The organism is Rahnella sp. BIGb0603 (assembly GCF_024808755.1).
Classification (GTDB): Bacteria; Pseudomonadota; Gammaproteobacteria; order Enterobacterales; family Enterobacteriaceae; genus Rahnella; species Rahnella contaminans.
Map to the genome: position 1 here is coordinate 109533 of NZ_JANUEX010000008.1, position 21967 is coordinate 131499.

The window sequence follows — 21967 nt, forward strand, 5'->3', positions numbered from 1 at the left end:
GATGTGACGGGCGTCACTCACTTTTTTGCCGGATGCCAGCACCAGTGCCAGGGTTCGTAAATGAATCCCCACGGATTATCCGGCGGAAAGGACATCATAAAGCCAAAGCGCGCGGCGCTGGCTTCAAGCCAGCGGAAAGCATCGGTTTCACCGAAGATACCGGTGACTTCGTCGCAGCCGGGAGTGTTGATGTCCACGGCGCAGCCAGTGTGATGTTCACTGCATCCCGGCGGTGCCAGCGATGTGAAAAAGTCTTCCGGCGCGATCCCGGCAGCTTGCTTAGTGCGGATTAAACCGGCCTGATAATCAAGGCTGCGCCAGGCGGAAACCAGATAAATGTCCACGCCGTCGGCGGCGGCGTGCCGTTTCATCTCGCGCCATGCCTGAGTGGCGGGCGCGATCAGCCGGTAGATTTTACCGGTATCAGCATCCGTTTCTGCGTCCACCAGTAAGTGCTCACTGACTTCTTCAAAGTACGGCAGCGTGCGGTGCGCGATAACCGCCGGGTCGATATTCAGCTCGCGCAGCTTCTCATCGGTTCTGGCTTTCAGCGCCGCCTGATTCATGCCTGTTCGTTTCCGGTACGTGCAATCACATCGGTCATCACTTCTGTCATCGCTTTACCGGCTGAGCGCATCGCCTGCTGGTAGCGCGACGCGGCCGCGACAAACGCGTTAAGTAACTGCGTATCCTGCTGATGTTGCAGATATTCCGGGTGCCATTGCACGCCCAGGCAGAAATCATACCCTTCGCACTCAATGCCTTCGATCACGCCGTCCGGTGCATGCGCGTTGACGATGCTGCCCGGCCCGACGGTTTTCACCGCCTGATGATGTGAGCTGTTCACTTCATAATGATCACGGTCGACCGAACGGCTCAATAATGTGCCTTCAACAATTTCAACCGGATGCCGCGCGCGTTTCTTACCACCGGCATTTTCGGTATCCACCGTCGTGCTGTGTTCCAGCGCGTCGGGCAGTGCATCGGGAATATGCTGATGCAGCGTGCCGCCGGTTAAAACGGCCAGCAGTTGCTGACCGCCGCAAATACCCAGCAGCGGCATATTGCGCTGCATGGCGCCTTTGACGATGGCCTTTTCGAATTCAGTGCGGCCCGGTTTCAGGCGAACCTGATCGCTGTTTTGCGTTTCGTTAAACAACTCCGGCGGGACATCAAACGCGCCGCCGGTCACGACAATTCCGTCGCACAGCGCCAGATATTCGTCGGCCAGTTCTGCGTGATGCGGCAATGCCAGTGGCACCGCGCCCAGCCCGGCCAGGCTGCTCATGTAATTCTGACGTAACGCATACCAGGGAAAATCGGCGTAACCACCGGCGTCTTCACTGTCCAATGTGACACCGATGACCGGTCTGGATTGAAATTTTGTCTGCATTCTTCTGAATTCCTGCCATGAAGATGAAAAACAATCAGAAAAATCACCATATCAAGTCGGGGTCAGCGCAAACAATATAAATTATCAATAGGTCTAATTTTCAGGATTTACCTCTGGTTTTATCACCCGTTGAGGGGGTATGACAGGTCATTTTCTATCCTAACCCTGCGTTTTCCTGACAAAATTTCGAGATGACCTGACACTTCCTGATGCTTTTCTGTCAGCGTCTTCAATATTCATTCTCATTTACCTCTTAACATTGGGGATGCCTGGAGGCAAAATTAGCGCGTATAATTCACGCGGGCGATTGAAATGGAATTTCTTAATTGCTAACGAAATCTTTACGTTGTCCTAAAAACAGCCACCTGCACTTTTAGGGATAATGCGCTGTCACTTTTGAATGAAGTACATAAGAAAATCTCTGGTTGAAGGTCTTATTTCAGCTGTTTTCTCCTCATTAATACTGCGAAACCAAGAAATTTATGCTGCCGACTGCCTCTTCTCGTTCCAAAAAACGCACCCTTGTGTGGGTTATCGTCGCCATTATCGTTGCTGCGATCCTGGTCTGGTTTTTTGCTTTCCACCAAAGCGCGTCTGATCACACGGCAAAAAAAGGGGCGGGCGGCCGCGGCGGTATGCGGGCGATGCGCGGTCAGATGATGATGGGCATGGATACACCGGTGCAGGCAGGAAAAGCCACGCAGGCGGATGTCCCTGTTTATTTGCGTGCGCTGGGTACGGTGGTGGCGAATGCGACCGTGACGGTGACCAGCCGGGTTGATGGCCAGTTAATGAAGGTGTATTTCACCGAAGGGCAGAAAGTCGCGCAAGGGCAGTTGCTGGCGCAGATTGATCCGCGCAGCTATCAGGCGACGCTGGAACAATATCAGGGCGATCTGGCGCAGAATCAGGCGTTGTCGAAAAGTGCAGAACTGACGTTAGCGCGCTACCGCAAACTGTATGCGCAGGATTCCTTAGCGCGTCAGGATCTGGAAAGCCAGATTGCGACCGCCGGTCAGTATGCGGGCGCTGTGAAAGCCGATCTGGCACAAATCGCGGCGGCCAAGCTGAATCTTGAATTCGCGAAAATCACCGCACCGGTCAGCGGGCACGTCGGTTTGCGTCTGGTTGATCCGGGCAATATGGTCACCAGCAGTTCTACCACCGGTATCGTCACGATCACCCAAACTCAGCCGATTGCCGTCACCTTCAGCGTGCCGCAGAGCAATCTGCAAACCTTACTCAAAGCGCTGCGCGGCGGAAATCAGCTGCCGACCACGGCGTTTAATCAGGACGGCAGCGAAGTCCTCGATCAGGGCAAACTCCAGTTTATCAGTAACGAAATTGACACCAGCACCGGCAGCATCAAGCTGAAAGCGCTGTTTGATAATGCCGATGAAAAGCTGTATCCGAACCAGTTTGTGAATGCCCGTTTGCAGGTGTCCGTGCTGAAAGACGCCACGGTGATCCCGGCGGCAGCATTGCAGCTGAGCAGCGACGGCGATTTCGTTTACGTGGTGAAAGCCGATAACACCATTGAGCGCCGTTCAGTGAAATCCGGCCCGGACTTCGGTGACGATAAGGTCGCGATTTTATCGGGTGTGAATCCCGGCGAACAGGTGGTGACGACGGGGATTGACCGCCTGACCAACGGCGCGAAAGTTCAGATCGTGACGGCGAATTCACTGGATGCGGCCGCAGCGGGTGGTTCTTCAAAAGAACGTCAGCAAAGCGGCGGCGTGGATAAAGCGACCACCGGCGCTGACAACGCTGTCGCGGGTAAAAACGAAGCCGGTAAAGACAGCGGGTCTAAATGAATCCTTCACGCCTCTTTATTCTCCGGCCGGTCGCGACCATTTTGCTGATGGTCGCCGTGCTGTTGTCGGGGATTTTTGCCTACAACATGCTTTCGACCTCGGCGCTGCCGCAGGTCGATTATCCGACCATTCAGGTAACCACGCTGTATCCGGGCGCCAGCCCGGACGTTATGGCGTCGGGCATCACCGCTCCGCTTGAACGCCAGCTCGGCCAGATGGCGGGTCTGAGCCAGATGTATTCCACCAGCGCCAGCGGTTCTTCAATAATCACGCTGAAATTCTCGCTGGATCTCTCGCTCGACGTCGCCGAACAGGAAGTGCAGGCGGCGATCAACGCCGCCGACAGCCTGCTGCCCAGCGATCTGCCGAATCCACCGACCTATAAAAAGGTTAACCCGGCGGATGCCGCGGTACTGACGCTGGCGGCCACGTCCGAATCGCTGCCGCTGACCAAAGTGCAGGATCTGGTGAATACCCGCGTGGCGCTGAAATTGTCGCAGATTTCCGGCGTCGGTATGGTGACACTCGCAGGCGGGCACCAGCCGGCTATCCGCGTGCAAGCCGATCCGCGCAAACTGGCGGCGCACAACATCAGCCTGGAAACCATTAATACGCTGATCGGTAACAGCAACGTTAACGGTTCTAAAGGTGGTTTCGACGGCCCGCATCACTCGATCACTATCGATGCCAACGATCAGCTGCGCACGGCGGATGAGTACGGCAATCTGATTGTGAATTATGAAAACGGCGCGGCGCTGCGTTTACGCGATGTGGCAACGTTGTCCGAAGCACCGGAAAACCAGTATTTATCCGCTTGGGCCAACAAGCAGCCAGCGATCATTATCAGCGTTCAGCGTCAGCCGGGCGCGAACGTGATTCAGGTTGTGGATGCCATTAAAGCGCAGTTGCCGAAATTGCAGGAAGCCCTGCCGGAATCGGTCAAAGTCAGCATTTTGTCTGACCGGACGCAAACCATTCGCGCGTCGATCAGCGACGTTCAGTTCGAATTGTTGTTGTCGATTGCGCTGGTTGTGATGGTCACTTTTCTGTTCCTGCGCAATGTCGCGGCAACACTCATCCCAAGCGTGGCCGTACCGCTTTCGCTGGTTGGCACCTTTGGCGTGATGTACCTGTGTGGTTTCAGCCTCAACAACCTTTCGCTGATGGCGCTGACCATCGCCACCGGTTTCGTTATTGATGACGCCATCGTGGTGGTGGAAAACATTTCGCGGCGGCTGGAAGAGGGCGAAACGCCGATGCAGGCGGCGCTGAAAGGTTCACAGCAAATCGGCTTCACCATTATTTCCCTGACATTCTCGCTGATCGCCGTACTGATCCCGCTGCTGTTTATGGGGGACGTCGTCGGGCGTCTGTTCCGTGAATTTGCGATCACGCTTGCGGTGTCGATTCTGGTGTCAATGATTGTTTCCCTGACGCTGACTCCGATGCTGTGCGCCTATTTACTGCGCCACACGCCGGAAGAAAAACAGAGTAAGTTTTACCGCAAAGGCGGCGAGTTCTTCGACAAAATGATTGCCGCTTACGACCGCATGCTGATCGTCGTGCTCAATCACCAGAAGCTCACGCTGCTGGTGGCGGCCGCGACGTTGGTCTTTACCGCGCTGTTGTATGTGATTGTGCCGAAAGGGTTCTTCCCGTCGCAGGATACCGGGATGATCCAGGGCATCACGCAGGCATCGCAGGACGTCTCTTTCAGTGAAATGGGGCGTCGGCAGCAGTTACTGACGGCGGCAATCCTCAACGATCCGGACGTCGAAAGTGTGGCCTCCACCATCGGCGTGGACGGCAATAACACCAGCCTGAACAGCGGACGTTTGCAGATCAGCCTGAAATCTTTTGATGAGCGCAGCGAGCGCGCACCGGCGATTATCGAACGCCTGAAACAGGAAACCGCAGGCGTGCCGGGCATTGAGCTTTATATGCAGGCCTCTCAGGATCTGACCGTTGACGACCAGGTCACGCCAAGCCAGTACCAGTTCACACTCGACGACGCCGACAGCGAAAATCTGGTGGAATGGACGCCGAAGTTGCTGGAAAAACTCAGCGCGCTGCCGGAGTTCAGCGACGTGGTCAGCAACCTGCAAAATCAGGGGCAGATTGCGTATGTCGAACTCGACCGCGATGCCGCTGCGCGTTACGGCATTACGGCGTCAGACGTCGATACCGCGCTGTATAACGCATTCGGCCAGCGTCTGGTTTCCACTATCTTTACCCAGGCAAACCAGTACCGCGTCGTGCTCGAAGTGGCACCGCAGTTCCAGCAGTCTCCGGCCTCGTTTGATGATGTATATCTGGCGACCAACAACAGCACGTCTACGTCCGGCACGGTGGCCACCACGGCGACCACGGCCTCAACAACGACGTCCGACAGCGGTGCGACCACCACCAATTCCGGCGCGACCAACGGCATGATCAAGCTGACGTCGATTGCGCAAATTCATATGCGCACCGGTGCGCTGTTGCAGGCGCGTCTGAATCAGTTCCCGGCGGTAACCGTATCGTTCAACCTGAAAGACGGCTATTCGCTGGAACGGGCGCAGCAGGCCATCAAAACGACCGTGGCGGATATCGCCATGCCGGACAGCATCACCCTGCGTTATCAGGGCGCGGCTGCGTCGTTTGAAAGCGCCACCGGCAATACGCTGTGGCTGATTCTGGCTGCACTGCTGACCATGTATGTGGTGCTGGGCATTCTGTACGAAAGCTTCATTCACCCAGTGACGATCCTGTCCACGCTGCCGTCGGCGGCCGTAGGCGCGTTGCTGTCGCTGATCTTCGCCGGAACGGAATTCAGCCTGATCGCCCTGATCGGGGTGATCCTGCTGATCGGGATCGTGAAAAAGAACGCCATTATGATGATCGACTTTGCGCTGGATGCGGAAAACAAGCAGGGACTCTCGCCGCGCGAAGCCATCCATCAGGCCTGTTTATTACGTTTTCGTCCGATCATGATGACGACTATGGCGGCATTGCTGGGGGCGCTGCCGCTGATGCTGGCGAGCGGATCCGGCGCCGAGCTGCGTCAGCCGCTGGGGCTGGTGATCGTCGGGGGGTTAATCTTCAGCCAGATCCTGACGCTGTTCTCCACGCCGGTGATCTACCTGATGTTTGACCGTTTATCTCACCGCCTTAACCCACGTCACCGGCGTGCAGCACAGCGGGCGGAATAACCGATGAACATCTCGCGTTTCTTCATTTTCCGCCCGGTCGCGACACTGCTGCTGACGCTGGCGATCCTCCTGCTCGGTTTGCTGGGGTATCGCCTGTTGCCGGTCGCGCCGCTGCCGCAGGTGGATTTCCCGACCATTCTGGTAAGCGCGAGCCTGCCGGGTGCCAGCCCTGAAACCATGGCGGCCACCGTCGCCACGCCGCTGGAAAGGGCGCTCGGGCAAATCGCCGGTGTGACGGAAATGACCTCGCGCAGCTCGCAAAGCTCCACCAGCGTCATTTTGCAGTTCGATTTAGACCGTGACATTAACGGTGCCGCCCGCGATGTGCAGGCGGCGATCAACGCCTCGCGATCGTTATTACCCAGCAGCATGCCGTCGCTGCCGACGTACCGCAAAGCCAACCCGTCGGATGCGCCCATCATCATGCTGGCGCTGACGTCGGCCACGCGCAGCAAGGGTGAGCTGTACGATATTGCCTCCAGCCAGCTGCAACAGAAAATCGCACAGGTCAACGGCGTCGGGCAGGTTTCTCTGGTCGGTTCCGCGCTGCCGGGCGTGCGTATTGATTTGCGCCCGGAGGCGGTGACGTCTTACGGCATTTCCCTCGACACCATCCGCACCGCGATTGCCAACAGCACCAGCAATTTGCCGAAAGGGTTACTACAAGGCGCGAATCAGTCGTGGATGATTGAAGGCAACGGCCAGCAAAGTACCGCCGCACAGTACAAAACGCTGATTATTACTTACATCAACGGTTCGGCAATCCGCCTCAGCGATATCGCCAATGTTTATGATTCCGTTGAAGATAAATATAACGTCGGCTATTACAACAGCACGCCGTCGGTAATGATTGGCGTGACGCGTCAGGCTGGCGCGAACATGCTGGAAACCATCGAAGCCATTAAAGCCGCGCTGCCGTTGATGAAAGAAAGCCTGCCGGGCGACGTTCAGCTCAATCTGGCGCTCGACCGCTCGCCGAACGTTTCCGCTTCCCTGCGCGACACTGAAATGACCCTGCTGGAAGCCACGCTGCTGGTCATTGCGGTCGTTTTCGTGTTCCTGCGCAACTGGAATGCGGTGCTGATCCCCGCGCTGGCGCTGCCGGTGTCATTAATCGGTACCTGCGCGGTGATGTATTTACTCGGTTATAGCCTTGATAACCTCTCGCTGATGGCGCTGATTATCTCTACCGGCTTTGTGGTCGATGACGCCATTGTCGTGCTGGAAAATATTACGCGGCACATAGAGGAAGGAATGGGGCCGGTGCGCGCGGCGCTGAAAGGCGCGCAGGAAGTCAGCTTTACCGTGCTCTCGATGACGCTTTCGCTGATCGCCGTTTTCATCCCGATCCTGCTGATGGGCAGTATTGTGGGGCGTCTGTTCCGCGAATTTGCGGTCACGCTCAGCGTTTCGCTGATAATCTCGATGCTGGTGTCGCTGAGCCTCACGCCCATGCTGTGCGCCCGTTTTCTGAAACGTAAACCGCCGGTGGAAAAACGACAGCCGCGCATTTACCGGATGATCGAGCGTGGCCTGAACCGGCTGCTGGCGGCGTATTCCGCCGCGCTCGGTTGGGTAATGCGCCATCAGCTCATCACGCTGGTCGGCCTGTTCCTCACCGTGATCCTCAATTTCTATCTCTATACCGTGGTGGAAAAAGGCTTCTTCCCGGATCAGGACACCGGCATGCTGATGGGTATGCTGCGTGCGGATCAGAACACGTCATTTCAGTCGATCCAGCCGCAGGTGCTGAAATACAGCAAGATCATTCAGGACGATCCTGCGGTAGAAGCCGTTATGAGTTCAGCGGGCAGCGGCGGGTTTGGTGCGCGTAACACCGCCACCTTCTTCGTGCGCCTGAAAGATTTTGACAAACGCACCGCGACCGCCAATCAGGTGGCTAACCGTCTGATGATGGCGACCGCCAAAGTGCCGGGCTCGCAGCTGTTCCTGATGGCCGCGCAGGATCTGCATATCGGCGGACGCAGCGCGAACGCGCAATATCAGTACAGTTTACAGGCTGACGATCTTTCTCTGCTGCGCGAATGGGCACCGAAAGTGCAGAAAGCGCTGGCGAAACTGCCACAGCTGACCGGCGTGGATTCGGACTCGCAGACCGGCGGGCAGGAAATCATGCTCAACATCGACCGCGATCGCGCCACGCGGCTCGGCGTGAACGTGAAAATGATCGACGCGCTGCTCAACAATTCCTTCAGTCAGCGGCAGATCGCCACCATCTACAAAACGCTGAACCAGTATCACGTCGTCATGAACCTGACGTCGGATTACACCAGCAACCCGGATGTGCTGCACCAGCTTTACGTGGTGACCGACGCGGGCGCGCAGGTGCCGTTATCCGCTTTTGCGACGTTCAGCGGGGCGAATTCGCCGCTGTCGGTTTCGCATCAGGGCCAGACGGCGACCACGACCATTGCCTTCAACCTGGCGGATGGTTATGCGCTGGAAGATGCGCAGGCCGCGCTGAAAACCGCCATGGCGCAGATTGGTTTGCCGGACACCATTCACGGGAGTTACGCCGGTACGGCGCAGGCATTCGAAGCGCTGACCAAAACCATGCCGTGGCTGATTCTGGCGGCGCTGGCGGCGGTGTATATCGTGCTAGGCGTGCTGTATGAAAGTTACATTCATCCGCTGACCATTCTTTCGACGCTGCCGTCGGCCGGTCTGGGCGCGTTGTTGCTGATGTTGCTGACCAATACTCAGCTGACGGTCATCGCACTGATCGGGATCCTGCTGCTGATCGGTATCGTGAAAAAGAATGCGATCATGATGATCGACTTCGCGCTGGATGCCGAACGACGGCTCGGATTGTCGCCGCAACAGGCGATCACCCAGGCCTGTCTGATGCGTTTTCGTCCGATCCTGATGACCACGCTGGCGGCCTTCTTCGGGGCGTTACCGCTGGCGCTGGGCAGCGGCGGTGACGCAGATCTGCGCAGTCCGCTGGGTCTGGCGATCGCCGGCGGGCTGGCGCTGAGCCAAATCCTTACCTTATTCACCACGCCGGTGGTTTACCTGTATATGGATCGCACCAGCCGCGCGACGCACCGTTTATGGCACCGTTTGCGCCCGCATGTGACACCGCCGGAGGTCAGCTCTAATGACTGATAAAACAATGAATTCTTACCCTGAAGCGAATCCGATGACTCTGCAAAAACCGCGTTCTCTAGTGTTCCGTCTTGTTCCGCTGGTGCTGGCACTTCTGGTCAGCGCCTGTACCGTCGGCCCGGATTACAAGCGGCCTGATGTCGCGATGCCAACGGCATTTAAAGAAGCCAAAGGCTGGACGGCGGCTATTCCGAAAGACAATCAGGCCAAAGGTGAATGGTGGTCGGTGTATCAGGATCCTGAACTGTCATCGCTGCTGACGCAGGTACAGATTTCCAACCAGAACGTCGCGCAGTACGCCGCGCAGTACCGCCAGGCACAGGCGCTGGTGACGCAGGCGCGTTCCGACTTATATCCTTCCGTGGATGCCACCGCCGGCAGCACGCGCAGCGGCACCTCATCGTCCGTTTCCAACAATCAAACGGCGCAGCTCAGCGCCAGCTGGGAACTGGATCTGTGGGGCAAACTGCGCCGCACGGCAGAAGAACAGGATGCCAGCGCGCAGGCCAGCAAGGCCGATCTGGCTGACGCGACGCTCAGTGCGCAGTCTGAACTGGCGCAGGATTATTTCCAGCTGCGCGTGATGGATCAGCAAATCGCGCTGTACAAACAAAGTATCGATGCGTATCAGCGCTACCTGACCGTGATACAGAACCAGTACGCGGGCGGCAATACCTCGCGCGCCACGCTGGCTCAGGCGCAGACGCAGCTTGAAAGTACCAAAGCTTCCGCACTCGACCTGCAATGGCAGCGCGCGCAGCTGGAACATGCGATTGCGGTGCTGATCGGCAAGCCACCGGCCCAGTTCAGCCTCGCCGCGCGTGACGTGAAACTGAACCTGCCTGCGATGCCGGACGCGATCCCCTCGCAGCTGTTGCAGCGACGTCCTGATATCGCCGCGGCTGAACGCACCATGGCGTCTTCCAATGCCGCCGTCGGTGTGGCAACTGCCGCGTATTATCCTGATTTGACTCTGAGCGCCAGCGGCGGATTCACCAGTTCGGCGTTACACAACCTGTTCTCACTGCCAAATCGTGTCTGGTCTTTAGGCCCGGAACTCAGCCAGACGGTGCTGGATTTCGGCGCCACCCGCGGCAAAGTGGCGCAAGCCGAAGCCGCGTATGACGCCGACGTAGCGAGCTATCGCCAGAGCGTGTTAACCGCGATGCAGGAGGTGGAAGATTATCTGGTCGAGCTGCACACGATCGACACCGAACTTGTTGCCCGCCAGAACGCCGCCGACTCCGCGAAAGAATCCGCGCGCGTCACCAACAACCAGTATCAGGCCGGGATGATCGACTATCTCGACGTTGCCACCACCGAAAACACCAGCCTGACCCAGCAGCAAAGCGTGTTGTCACTGCTCAGCACCCAGATGGTCACCAGCGTTAAGCTAATCGCCGCATTAGGCGGTGGCTGGAACGGGGATGTGGGTAAATAATAAAAACTCGGTCAACTCCCCCTTCCCAGGGGGAGTAGCTGTTTGAGCCCGTTTTACCTGCGGTGAAACAAACCCTTATTTCCCCGCTTTCCTCGCCTTCGCCACATCACCCGGCGTAACTTCTGCTGCCTGATTTCCCCAGCTGGCGCGCAGGGTATTGGTGAGATCGGCGGCCTGCTGATCGGTCAGCGTCCAGCCGTAGCCCGGCATGGTGTTGGACATATGCTCTGCCGTCACCGGCGTCCGGGCTCCGTAGAGGATCACGCGCAGTAATGTTTGCGGATCCTCTGAATTGACGGTCAGATTGCCCGCCAGTGCCGGAATGGCAAACGCTTTCCCGTCGCCTTGCACGCCGTGACAGGTCGAGCAGTAGCGCATAAACGTCTGCTGTCCGGCTTGTGTCGCGACGGCTTTTTTGGCCGGTGCCGGTTGCGGCTCAGCTTTCAGGCTGAGCAGATAAACCGCCATGCTGTTAAGATCGTCATCTGTCATAAACTGCGTGCTGTTGGTGATCACTTCCCCCATCGGGCCGCTGACCGCATCATGAGTATTGCGACCGGTTTTCAGCAGCGTCACCAGCTCCGGCTGACTCATTTTCAGGCCCCGCAGGGAGGGCGCAGACCAGCCATCGAGCTCGCCGCCGCTGAGAAACGCCCTGTCTTTTTCATCCACGGCTTTTTCCTGTTGTGCCCAGCCGCGCGGTGTATGACAGGCACCACAGTGCCCGGCGCCTTGGACCAGATAAGCGCCCCGGTTCCATTGTTCGCTTTTATCCGCCTGAGGCGTAAATTCGCCTTCTTCGAGGAAAACGCTGTTCCACGCGCGCAGCGGCCAGCGCATCGACATTGGCCAGCTGATGTCATTTTCACGGTTAGCCACGGGCTGTGGTTTCACCTCCTTCATCAGATAGTCATACAGCGCGCGCATGTCTTTCGCGCTCATTTTCACGTAAGAGGTGTAGGGCATCGCCGGATAGAGCGCATGACCGTCTCTGGCAATGCCTTTACGCATCGCCTTGTCGAACTCTTCAAAACTGTAGCTGCCAATACCGTGCTGAATGTCCGGCGTGATATTGGTGGAATAAATCTCACCGACCGGCGTGGCGAAACGCACGCCACCGGTCAGATCTTTACCCTGCGGCGACGTATGGCAGGCCGCGCAGTCAGCGGATTTAGCGACATATTCCCCTTCGGACATCGCCATCGAAGAACCCGCCGTGGCCATCAGCGTGGCAAAAATCATCAGCTTTTTCATGCGCTCACCTTCTTCATGGCCGTCAGTTCATTCACTGCCCGCCAGGCCTGATCCACTGCCGAGTTAGCGTACGGGCTCCAGTCGGAATCTGAATTGGCGATGGTGATACGTCCGACCGGTGTACGCGCCAGATGAATGGTTTTCTGCGATTGTTCTTCGTCGTCGAACATCCCGCTGAGGAAATAGGAATAGCCGTGCGACCAGCGGTTGACGGTGATCGCCATGATGTCGCGCTGATGGTCAAAACCGGCTTCACCGAACATGCCCTGAAGCTGATCGCGGATCATCTTTTCATGCACATCGAACGAGGTGCCAAGCAATAACGCGCGCCCCTTACGCGACTGTTCGCGCGGGCTGAGGCCGCTGCCCGGCAGTGTTGGCACGTAAACCATATGCAGGCCAATCGGCTGATTCGGATCACGCGGATGCTGATAGCCGCCCATATCCACCGGATAATCGAGCTTCACGCGACTGTAAGGCGCGGCGGGGGAATAAATCTCGTGGACGCCGAGTTTAATAAACGGCTGCCAGTTACGGATCACCACTTTTGAATAAATCAGGGGGGCTTTGACGTTTTCTTTCAGTGCGGCTTTCTGCGCTTCAGGAATTTCCGGCACCAGATACGGGATCATCATATTGTATCCGGCCATTACCGCCTGTCCGGCACGAACCCGATGCAGCGTGCTGCCGGTCATATAGGTGATTTCAACCGCCGGTTTACCTTCATGTTCCACGTTGGCGACATGCATCCCGGTGCTGTTCAGACGCAGGCGCACCGGCTGTCCGGCCTTATCAAGCTGGCTGTAATCGAATTTCGCCAGCACGATATCTTCCATCGTGTTACCCGGCGCCACGTCCGGGATCAGATGGCGAACCATCAGTCGTGCTAAACCAGCATTGCCGTCCGGGAAGTGGAAAATATACGGCTCGTCGAGATCGGCCAGCGATTCGGCATCCAGCGGCGGTAATCCCATGCCTTCCAGCCCCGGCAGGGCGCAGATACGCGCATCGCTGCACGAGGTGGCATCAATCCCGACCGCCTGAAAGTCATTGGTACGTTGCTGGAAATAGCGGATAGCGATTTCGCTCAGCCCGACTTTTTCGCGCAGGAACTGGGTATAACTGTGCCCGTCGACCCAGGCGGTTTTTTCTTCCTGACTCATGCCGTGCAGATAATCTTTCGATTCAGTGTGCAGGTCGATCAGCGCCTGACGGTCTGATTCCGGCAGCGGGAAATCGCTGATGAATGCAGTAATATCGCGGCCATTGAGGCGATCGGGTGGGATATCATCTGCGACCGCACGACCCGGATCGCCACTGACAATTTTATCGACGCCGAAGTTTTTACGGTCAAAGTAAACGCCACGACTCAGATGTAAATCCGGATAAAACGTCTGATCAAAGTCTTTCGCCATCTTCTCGATATCGACGTTCAGGGTTTTCAGCAGACCCATTGCCACCGGACTGAAATTGGTACGCGGCGACTGAAAAGACTCACTGCCGCCGTAGCCCAGCAGCATTTTATCTTCAACGTGGAATTCATTACGCTTGGCATGCCCGCCAAAATCATCATGGTTATCGAGCAGCAAAATACGCTGATCTTTACCGTGCTGTTCCTGCCAGAAACACGCCGCCGCAAGCCCGCTGATCCCGGCCCCGACCACCACCAGATCAAACTCATCCTCAACAGGCAAACCGGAAGACTCGACCTTTTTGCCTTCGCGCCCGAGGATATGCGCCGCTTCGTAAGAACCCTGATGATTACCACGCAACCCGGTGAGGGAAGGCGGGTAATACAACGACTGCGTGGCCGTTTGCGGCGAAGCCCGGAGTGCCTCAAACGGAGTCATACCGGCAGTGACCGTAATAGCCACACCGTTGAGAAAATCACGACGAGTGATGCCCATATTGTTTCCTTAAAATTACACCATCAACCCGCGCGGAAGCCGCACGGCAAAAGCTTTTCGCTCAAAAATTGTCTAAATATTTTAACAAATTTAACATAAAGAAACACTTAGCGAGCGTGACGGCAGGCGCAAATGAGGAAACAAGGGGAGTTCACCAGTAACAAATTTCTGAAAATTCCATTTTTAAAGGTTCTCGAATGGTTTGTGAAAACATACGGGCATAACGTATTGCCTCACTTTTTAAAAAGGAATTTATCAGAATGCCAATCCCGGCATATTTATGGCTTAAAGACGACGGTGACGACTCAAACGATCAGTTCTGGATAAAGTGTGGTATCGATTATGCAAAAAGAACGGGTTTTTAAAAAACGCCATGTTTTGGTGCCTGTACTTTTTGCGTTTATGTTAATCGCATGGGTCATTCACTTTCTCAAATTTCCAGTGGGGCAGGAGGTGTATAAGACGGTTAAAGTGAATAACCTGGTCACCTTATATATAACCCAGGCCAGCGCCGGAGCGATGACGTCATTTTCGTACCACTATTATTTGTACGATGCGACGAAAAGTGAGGATGATTTTATGGCTCACATTGATGACCAAAGGGCATTCATGATTACATCTGACAGCAAGGCTACGGTCACAGCCAGCAATGATCATCTATATCTTCGCGTTCGTGGCGATATATCCTCATTCGATAATGGAAGCTATAAAGTTATTGTGCATCTGGACGCTTCGCCTTATTAAAATAAAGACAGCGGGGCTTTTAAAAAAAGATTGGAATGAAGGCCGCAGCACTGGTGTGAGAAAAATATCATCACCGCATTTGCAGATACTCTCAGTACGGCTCCTCCCCCTGCGAAGGGGGAGGTTGGGTGGGGGGTATTAAAGACATCGCGGTGGTGGCATGTTCAATGATTCAAAACAGAAAGAATTACGCAAGGATCTGCGGGGAAATCTTACTTATCCAGAGTTTGTTTTATGGCAGGCGATCCGGTGTAAAGCGCTGGGTACTAAATTTCGCCGTCAGCATGGGATCGGGCGCTATATCGTCGATTTTTACGCCGGAGAGGTGAGGCTGGTGGTTGAGCTGGATGGTGAAAGTCATTTCAGTGAGAAAGGGATGGCAGCGGATAAAATCAGAACGGACTTTCTGTGTGATTCAGGAATGAAAGTTATCCGGTTTACGAATCTTCAGGTTATGCAGGAATTACCTGAAGTTCTTGAGCATTTGAGAAATGAAATTATGCGTCGAAAGACAATGTTAACCTTCTGATTTTATTTTTAATACCCCCTCCCAGCCTCCCCCTTCGCAGGGGGAGGAGTTAAAAGCCCAATCGGCTTCCTCTCCTGCGAAGGGCTGGGGTGGGGTATTAATAGTTGCTCGGTGAAAAAATTCCCACCAAAATAATTTTTATCAGTATTTAGCTCAGCTAACTCATCAATATTACATTTCATCTTATCTATCAATGAACTGAACAATATTCCTCCGGTTTTATCCCGTTTTGGGATAATTTTTCACCCGCTGACTGGCATCAGGCAGACATCATTGCGGCATTGCGTAAACGGGGCACGACATTGGCCGCGATATCGCGCAGCGTGGGATTGAGTTCATCCACGTTGTCGAATGCCCTGTCTCGATCATGGCCAAAAGGGGAGAAGATTCTGCGATGAGTATTTTTACGGGATGATGAGTCTACGGGTTTAAAAAAACGCCGGCTTCCGTCGGCGTTTGCAATTATTCAAAACCTACTCCTTCCATCCCCCGCCCAGCGCTTTATACAAACTGATGTCCTGATTCAGTTGGGCAAGTTGTGTGGTGATCAGCGTTTGCCGGGCTGAGTACAGCGAGCGTTGCGCGACCAGTACGCTCAGATAATTATCTATACCGCCTTTAAAGCGCATCTGCGAAAGATCGTAGTTGCGCTGGTTGGCGTCGGCGTCCTGCTGGCGCGCCAGAAGTTCGTCTTTATAAGTCGCCTGACCGGCTAAACCATCAGACACTTCTTTGAACGCCGTCTGAATCGCTTTTTCATAGTTGGCGATATCAATTTTTTTGGTGTCTTTCGCGATGTCGAGATTGGCCTGATTCACACCGCCGTCGAAGATTGGAATGTTGATCGAGGGCATAAATGACCACGCGCCGGTGCCTCCGTCGAACAGTTTACTCAGACTGCCGCTTTCAGAACCGGCGGTGCCGGTCAGTGTAATGCTCGGGAAGAACGCAGCACGCGCTGCGCCGATGTTGGCGTTGGCCGCTTTCAGCGTATGTTCCGCTGCAATAATATCGGGGCGTCGTGTCAGCAGATCAGACGGTAAGCCAGCCGGTGTCTGCGGGAATTTCCAGTCCTGTTGCAGGGTGGCGTCCGCCAGCAGACGCGGTGGAATGGTGGTGCCAACCAGCAGCGTCAGCGCGTTCACGTCTTGCCGTACCTGGCGCGTGTACTGCGCGATATCGGCCTGCGCCGCGCGTACCGTGGTTTCGGCCTGCACCAGATCCTGAGAGGTGCTGATGCCGGAGTCGTAACTGCGTTTGGTCAGCTCGTAGGATTTGTTCTGGCTGTTGGCGGTATTGATCGCCAGTTTCAGCAGGTCGTTATCCGCCGCCAGACTCAGGTAACCGGAAGCCACTTCAGACACCAGCGAGATTTGGGTTGCGCGCTGCGTCGCTTCGGTGGCGAGATAGGTTTCCAGCCCCTGATCACGCAGGCTGCGCACGCGGCCAAACAGGTCAACTTCATAAGACGTCACGCCCAGATTGGCGCTGTATTGCTGGTATGTTACCGGTCCGGTGCTTTGCGTCGAATACAATCCGCCCGGCAGATGCTGGTTGGTTTCACCGGCGCTGGCGTCGAGGGTCGGCAGCAGCGCGGCGCGGTCAATCTGGAAGGCAGCGCGGGCGGTATCGACGTTTAACGCCGCGACCCGAAGGTCGCGGTTATTCTTCAGGGACATACCAATCAGCTGGTTCATCGCCGGCTGACTGAAGAACGCTTTCCAGCCGATATCCTGTGCGGCACCGGTTTTGGCACCGTCCCAGTTGCTGGCGACCGGCAGCGCAGGGCGCTGATAATGCGGCTCCATCGTACAGCCCGCCAGCAGGGTGAGTGTAAACGCGCCGATAAGTGACAGCGCGAAATGCGATTTATTCATGGTGTGTTGCCTCAGACGCAGGAAGCGCCTTGTCTTGTTTTTTCGATTTGCGGGTGAACAGATTTACAATCGTCACGTAGAACATCGGGACGAAGAAAATTGCCAGGAAGGTCGCCGTAATCATCCCGCCAACCACGGCGGTACCGATGGAATGCTGGCTGCCTGCGCCCGCACCGCTGGAAATCGTCAGCGGGAATACACCCAGAATAAAGGCCATCGAGGTCATGATGATTGGCCGGATACGCAGTTTGGCCGCTTCAATCGCCGCTTCCGTAACCGACATGCCTTCGTTCTCATGCAGCTCTTTGGCGAACTCGACAATCAATATGGCGTTCTTTGCCGCCAGTCCGACGGTGGTTAACAGGCCGACCTGGAAGAAGACGTCGTTGGATAATCCGCGCAGCAATACCGCGCCGATGGTGCCTAAGATCCCAAGCGGAACCACCAGCATGACCGAGAACGGAATCGACCAGCTCTCGTAAAGTGCCGCCAGACACAGGAACACCACGATCATCGACAGGGTATAAAGTGCCGGAGTTTGTGAGCCGGAAAGCTTTTCTTCATAGCTCAGGCCGTGCCATGCCACTTTGTAACCCGGTGGCAATTTGGCCGCGATTTCCATTACCGCGTCGTTGGCGTCGCCCGAGCTGTAGCCCGGTGCCGGTGCGCCCATCAGTTCGACGGAGGACACGCCGTTAAAACGCTCGTAACGCGGTGAACCGTAAACCCATTTACCGCTGCCAAAGGCGCTCCACGGCACCATATCGCCGCTGGAATTTCGGAAATACCAGTTGTTTAAATCTTCCGGCGTGACACGCGAAGCCGCCTTGCCCTGGATGTAAACGCGCTTCACGCGGTTGTTGTACATGAACTGGTTCACGTACGCCGAACCCCAGGCCGCCGACAACGTATTGTTGATGTCGTCGAGGCTCAGACCCAACGCCTGTGCGCGTTCATCGTCAATTTCCAGCTGATATTGCGGCTCATCTTCCATGCCGTTAGGACGCACAGCGGTCAGGCGTTTGTCCTGTGACGCCAGTTGCAGGAACTGGTTACGTGCGGCCATCAGCGCGGCGTGACCCTTGCCGTTGGTGTCTTGCAGGAAGAAGTCGAAGCCGGTGGCGTTACCCAGTTCCATGACCGCAGGAGGAACGAAAGCAAACACGCGGGCGTCTTTGATGGTGGCGAAATGCGCCATTGCACGACCCGCCAGCGCCTGAACTTTCTGCGCCGCGTCCGGACGTTTCGCCCAGGTTTTCAGCTGCACAAAGGCGATACCGACGTTCTGCCCGCGACCAGCGAAGCTGAAGCCGTTGGCGGTGAACACCGACGACACAATCCCGCCTTCTTTATCCATCAGGTATTCACGGACGTTATCGAGCACTTCCTGCGTACGTTGTGATGAGGCGTTGGCCGGCAACGTGGCCTGAACCAGCATCACGCCCTGGTCTTCATCCGGCAGGAAAGTGGTGGGCACGCGGGTAAACATAAAGCCGGTGGCAATCACGATCAGCAGATAGATGCACATAAACAAACGGCGGCGTGAAATCACCGTGCCGACGGCGCGGGTGTAATGCATCGCGCCTTTGTCGAAATTACGGTTAAACCAGCCGGCGAAGCCTTTCTGCGATTTCTCCTCGTCGTTGTGTCTGATGATGGTGGCACACAGCGCCGGGGTGAAAATCAGTGCCATCAGAACCGAAAGCGCCATCGCGGAAACGATAGTGATGGAGAACTGACGGTAGATGATCCCGGTCGAGCCGCCGAAGAATGCCATCGGCACTAATACCGCCGACAGCACCAGTGCGATCCCGAACAGGGCGCCCTGAATCTGTTTCATCGACTTAATCGTGGCTTCTTTGGGCGATAACTTTTCTTCCGTCATCACACGTTCGACGTTTTCCACCACCACGATGGCATCATCCACCAGCAGGCCTATCGCCAGCACCATCCCGAACATGGTCAGGGTGTTAATGGAATACCCCGCGGCCGCCAGAATCCCGAAAGTCCCGAGCAGAACGACCGGCACCACCAGCGTGGTGACCAGCGTGGCGCGCAGGTTTTGCAGGAACAACAGCATGACGCAGAACACCAGCACGATGGCTTCGATAAGCGTTTTCACCACTTCTTCAATGGAAGCGCTGACCACCGGCGCAGTCTGATACGGGAACTCGACTTTCACGCCCGCAGGCAGGGACGATTCCAGCCCGGCGACGGTGGCTTTCACCGCTTTGTCGGTATCCAGCACGTTCGCGCCGCTCGCCAGACGCAGGGCGATAGCGGTAGAAGGACTGCCGTTAAAGGTAGATGAGATGGAGTAACTTTCCGGCCCCAGATCCACATTCCCGACATCACTCAGACGTACCTGCGAGCCGTCAGCGTTCACTTTCAGCAGCACGTTTTTGAACTGGTTAATGCTGTCGAAACGGGTTTTACCGATGATGGTGGCGCTGAGTTTGCTGTCTTTCACCGTCGGTAATCCGCCGAGAGAACCGGAAGACACCTGCACGTTTTGCGCTTCGATGGCGGCGCTGACATCACTGGGGATCAGCTGATATTTATAGAGTTTCGCCGGGTCTAACCAGATACGCATCGCATACTCTGAACCGAGCACCAGGAAGTCGCCGACGCCTTTGGTACGGACAATCGGGTCTTCAAGTTTGGTGACCAGCAGGTTACTCAGATCCGAGTTACTCATTTTGCCATCAGTTGAAATCAGGCTGACCAGCAGCATGAAGTTGGCCTGATATTTGGCAATACGGATCCCCTGATTGACCACTTCGGTCGGCAACTGCGATTCGGCCAGAGACACTTTGTTCTGCACCTGAACCTGCGCGATATCCGGGTTGGTCCCCTGATCGAAGGTGGCGATGATTGTGGCGCTGCCGTCGCTGTTACTTTGCGATTCGATGTAACGCAGGTTATCCAGCCCGTTAAGTTGCTGTTCGATAACCTGAACGACGGTGTTCTGCGCGGTTTCCGCCGAAGCACCCGGATAGGTGACGCTGACGGAAATCGCCGGAGGCGCGATATTCGGATACTGGTTGATCGGCAGTTTCATGATCGACAGCGCACCGGCGATCATGATGACGATGGCGACCACCCAGGCGAATATCGGGCGATTAATAAAGAAAGTAGACATTCAGCTCACCCGTTATTGCGCAGAAGGATCGGTCATCGCGAGATTAGCCTGTTCGGCAGGGGCGCTGGCTTTGCGCTCGGTGGCATTCACTTTGGCGCCAGGCCTGACGTTTTGTAATCCGTCGGTGATCACTTTATCGCCGTCATTCAGCCCCTGATTCACTAACCAGTTGCCGTTCATCATCTGACCGGTGGTGACGGAACGCTGTTCGACGGTGTTATCGGCTTTCACCACGTAGACGTACGGCGCGCCTTTCACGTCGTGCATGATGGCTTCCTGCGGTACCAGAATGCCTTTGTCATCAATGCCTTGTTGCAGCTCGGCGTGAACAAACATGCCTGGCAGTAATTCGTCGTGCGGATTCGGGAATGAGGCGCGCAGCGTCACGGAACCGGTGCTTTGCGAAACCGTCACTTCTGAGAATTCCAGCTTGCCCGGCAGCGCATATTTACTGCCATCTTCCAGCGTCAGCGTGGCCTGTGCGGCGTTTTCACCGGCCGACTGTAATTTGCCGGAAGCCAGCGCGCGACGCAGTTTGAGTAAATCCTGTGAGGATTCACTGACGTCCACGTAGATAGGATTCAGCTGGTCAATCGTGGTCAGATACGCCGTCTGGCCACTGGTCACCAGCGCCCCTTCGGTATACAGCGAGCGTCCGATGTGACCGGAAATCGGCGCGTACACTTTGGTGTATTGCAGATTCACGCGGGCGGTTTCGACATCGGCGGCGGCTTCGCGCTCGGCGGCTACGGCGTCGTCATACTGCTGACGGCTGACGGCCTGCGCTTCGACCAGCGGTTTGTAACGGCGCGCGGTGGCATCGGCGCTTTTCCATGTCGCCATCGCGCGGTCATAGGCCGCCTGATAAGTGGCGGGGTCAATCTGATAAAGCTGCTGACCAGCTTTGACTTCGCTGCCTTCCACAAACAGGCGTTTTTGGATTACGCCGCTGACCTGTGGACGAACTTCGGCGCTGCGCACCGCGGTTGTGCGGCCGGGCAGACGGGTAGTTAACGTGACGGGCTGGCTGTGCAGAGTGACGACATTGACCGCAGGCACTTGTGCCGCCGGAGAAGCAGAACCGGCGGAACCATCACATGCGGAAAGCAGTACAACCGTACTGACAGAAAGAAACTTCAGGCGCATAGAATTCACTCTTTTTGGGGAATTGAGAATAACCGTTCTCAACAAGTCCCCCACTATACGAGAGCGCCGTATTTCGCTGTGTAAGGATATTGTCATTACCCATGAGTCAATGTTTCGAATTATGAAGAAAATGTTGCTGTATAATCCATTGAAATTATAAGGTTTTAAACTTTTTGTGCAGTGGTAAAGGGCAGGAATATCATTACTTAGCAAACTAATTGATAGTTCTTAAGAATGATAAGCAGTTAAATATTCTGAAAGTGAATGAATTGTTGGTGATTGGGAAAGTGTGATTCAGATCAAACAAATTTATACATTTTAACCCACTGCTTACCAGAAAAGGCTGAAGGTTACGGGCGACAGCCGTTACCTTAAGACCCGAGAGCGAGCAGTTCTC

General features: G+C 55.7%; 13 protein-coding genes and 1 pseudogene. 7 read left to right on the forward strand and 7 right to left on the reverse strand.

Features of this window, described 5'->3' with window-relative positions; translation table 11 throughout:
- Positions 1-17: 17 nt before the first annotated feature.
- Positions 18-566, reverse strand: a complete 549-nt coding sequence (locus M2403_RS19935) for a D-alanyl-D-alanine carboxypeptidase family protein (protein ID WP_259230658.1) — start codon at positions 564-566, stop codon at positions 18-20.
- Positions 563-1393, reverse strand: a complete 831-nt coding sequence (locus tag M2403_RS19940) for a gamma-glutamyl-gamma-aminobutyrate hydrolase family protein (RefSeq protein ID WP_152325396.1) — start codon at positions 1391-1393, stop codon at positions 563-565. The genes M2403_RS19935 and M2403_RS19940 overlap by 4 nt, the downstream gene beginning before the upstream one ends.
- Before the next feature lie 482 nt (positions 1394-1875).
- Between M2403_RS19940 and M2403_RS19945 the strand changes: the two genes are divergently transcribed.
- From M2403_RS19945 to M2403_RS19960, 4 genes are read left to right on the forward strand one after another with little or no spacing between them, the layout of a single operon-like run.
- Positions 1876-3210 (forward strand): MdtA/MuxA family multidrug efflux RND transporter periplasmic adaptor subunit, encoded by a 1335-nt coding sequence (locus M2403_RS19945; RefSeq protein WP_165061679.1) that lies wholly within the window; start codon positions 1876-1878, stop codon positions 3208-3210.
- On the forward strand, positions 3207-6401 hold the full coding sequence (locus M2403_RS19950) for an efflux RND transporter permease subunit (RefSeq protein ID WP_165061682.1): 3195 nt from the start codon (positions 3207-3209) through the stop codon (positions 6399-6401). The genes M2403_RS19945 and M2403_RS19950 overlap by 4 nt, the downstream gene beginning before the upstream one ends.
- A 3-nt stretch (positions 6402-6404) precedes the next feature.
- Positions 6405-9530, forward strand: a complete 3126-nt coding sequence (locus M2403_RS19955; protein ID WP_217153481.1) for an efflux RND transporter permease subunit — start codon at positions 6405-6407, stop codon at positions 9528-9530.
- Positions 9523-10971 (forward strand): efflux transporter outer membrane subunit, encoded by a 1449-nt coding sequence (locus M2403_RS19960; protein WP_405047846.1) that lies wholly within the window; start codon positions 9523-9525, stop codon positions 10969-10971. The genes M2403_RS19955 and M2403_RS19960 overlap by 8 nt, the downstream gene beginning before the upstream one ends.
- A 75-nt stretch (positions 10972-11046) precedes the next feature.
- Here the strand turns inward: M2403_RS19960 and M2403_RS19965 are convergent, their stop codons facing one another.
- Positions 11047-12225, reverse strand: coding sequence for a cytochrome c (locus M2403_RS19965; RefSeq protein WP_259230661.1), 1179 nt, complete (start codon positions 12223-12225; stop codon positions 11047-11049).
- Positions 12222-14132: an FAD/NAD(P)-binding protein gene (locus M2403_RS19970; protein WP_259230663.1), complete on the reverse strand. Its 1911-nt coding sequence runs from the start codon at positions 14130-14132 to the stop codon at positions 12222-12224. The genes M2403_RS19965 and M2403_RS19970 overlap by 4 nt, the downstream gene beginning before the upstream one ends.
- Before the next feature lie 342 nt (positions 14133-14474).
- On the opposite strand from M2403_RS19970, the gene M2403_RS19975 reads away from it, so the two are divergent.
- The 3 genes and pseudogenes from M2403_RS19975 to M2403_RS19985 form a co-directional block, all read left to right on the forward strand.
- Positions 14475-14876 (forward strand): hypothetical protein, encoded by a 402-nt coding sequence (locus M2403_RS19975; protein ID WP_259230664.1) that lies wholly within the window; start codon positions 14475-14477, stop codon positions 14874-14876.
- A 160-nt stretch (positions 14877-15036) separates the two neighbouring features.
- Positions 15037-15405: an endonuclease domain-containing protein gene (locus M2403_RS19980; protein ID WP_152325442.1), complete on the forward strand. Its 369-nt coding sequence runs from the start codon at positions 15037-15039 to the stop codon at positions 15403-15405.
- A gap of 221 nt (positions 15406-15626) precedes the next feature.
- Positions 15627-15797 (forward strand): annotated as a pseudogene (locus tag M2403_RS19985) (helix-turn-helix domain-containing protein); the annotation flags it as partial.
- 81 nt (positions 15798-15878) lie between these two features.
- Here M2403_RS19985 and M2403_RS19990 read toward each other — a convergent pair.
- The 3 genes from M2403_RS19990 to M2403_RS20000 are packed head-to-tail and all read right to left on the reverse strand — an operon-like array spanning position 15879 to position 21570.
- The gene (locus tag M2403_RS19990) at positions 15879-17282 is read right to left on the reverse strand and encodes an efflux transporter outer membrane subunit (RefSeq protein ID WP_152325404.1); all 1404 of its coding nucleotides are present in this window, start codon (positions 17280-17282) and stop codon (positions 15879-15881) included.
- Positions 17275-20424 carry an efflux RND transporter permease subunit gene (locus M2403_RS19995; protein WP_259230666.1) on the reverse strand — a complete coding sequence of 1050 codons (3150 nt, stop codon included), beginning with the start codon at positions 20422-20424 and terminating at the stop codon, positions 17275-17277. The genes M2403_RS19990 and M2403_RS19995 overlap by 8 nt, the downstream gene beginning before the upstream one ends.
- A gap of 12 nt (positions 20425-20436) precedes the next feature.
- Entirely contained in the window at positions 20437-21570 is a 1134-nt protein-coding gene (locus M2403_RS20000) for an efflux RND transporter periplasmic adaptor subunit (RefSeq protein ID WP_259230668.1), read from the reverse strand.
- Between the last annotated feature and the right edge of the window lie 397 nt (positions 21571-21967).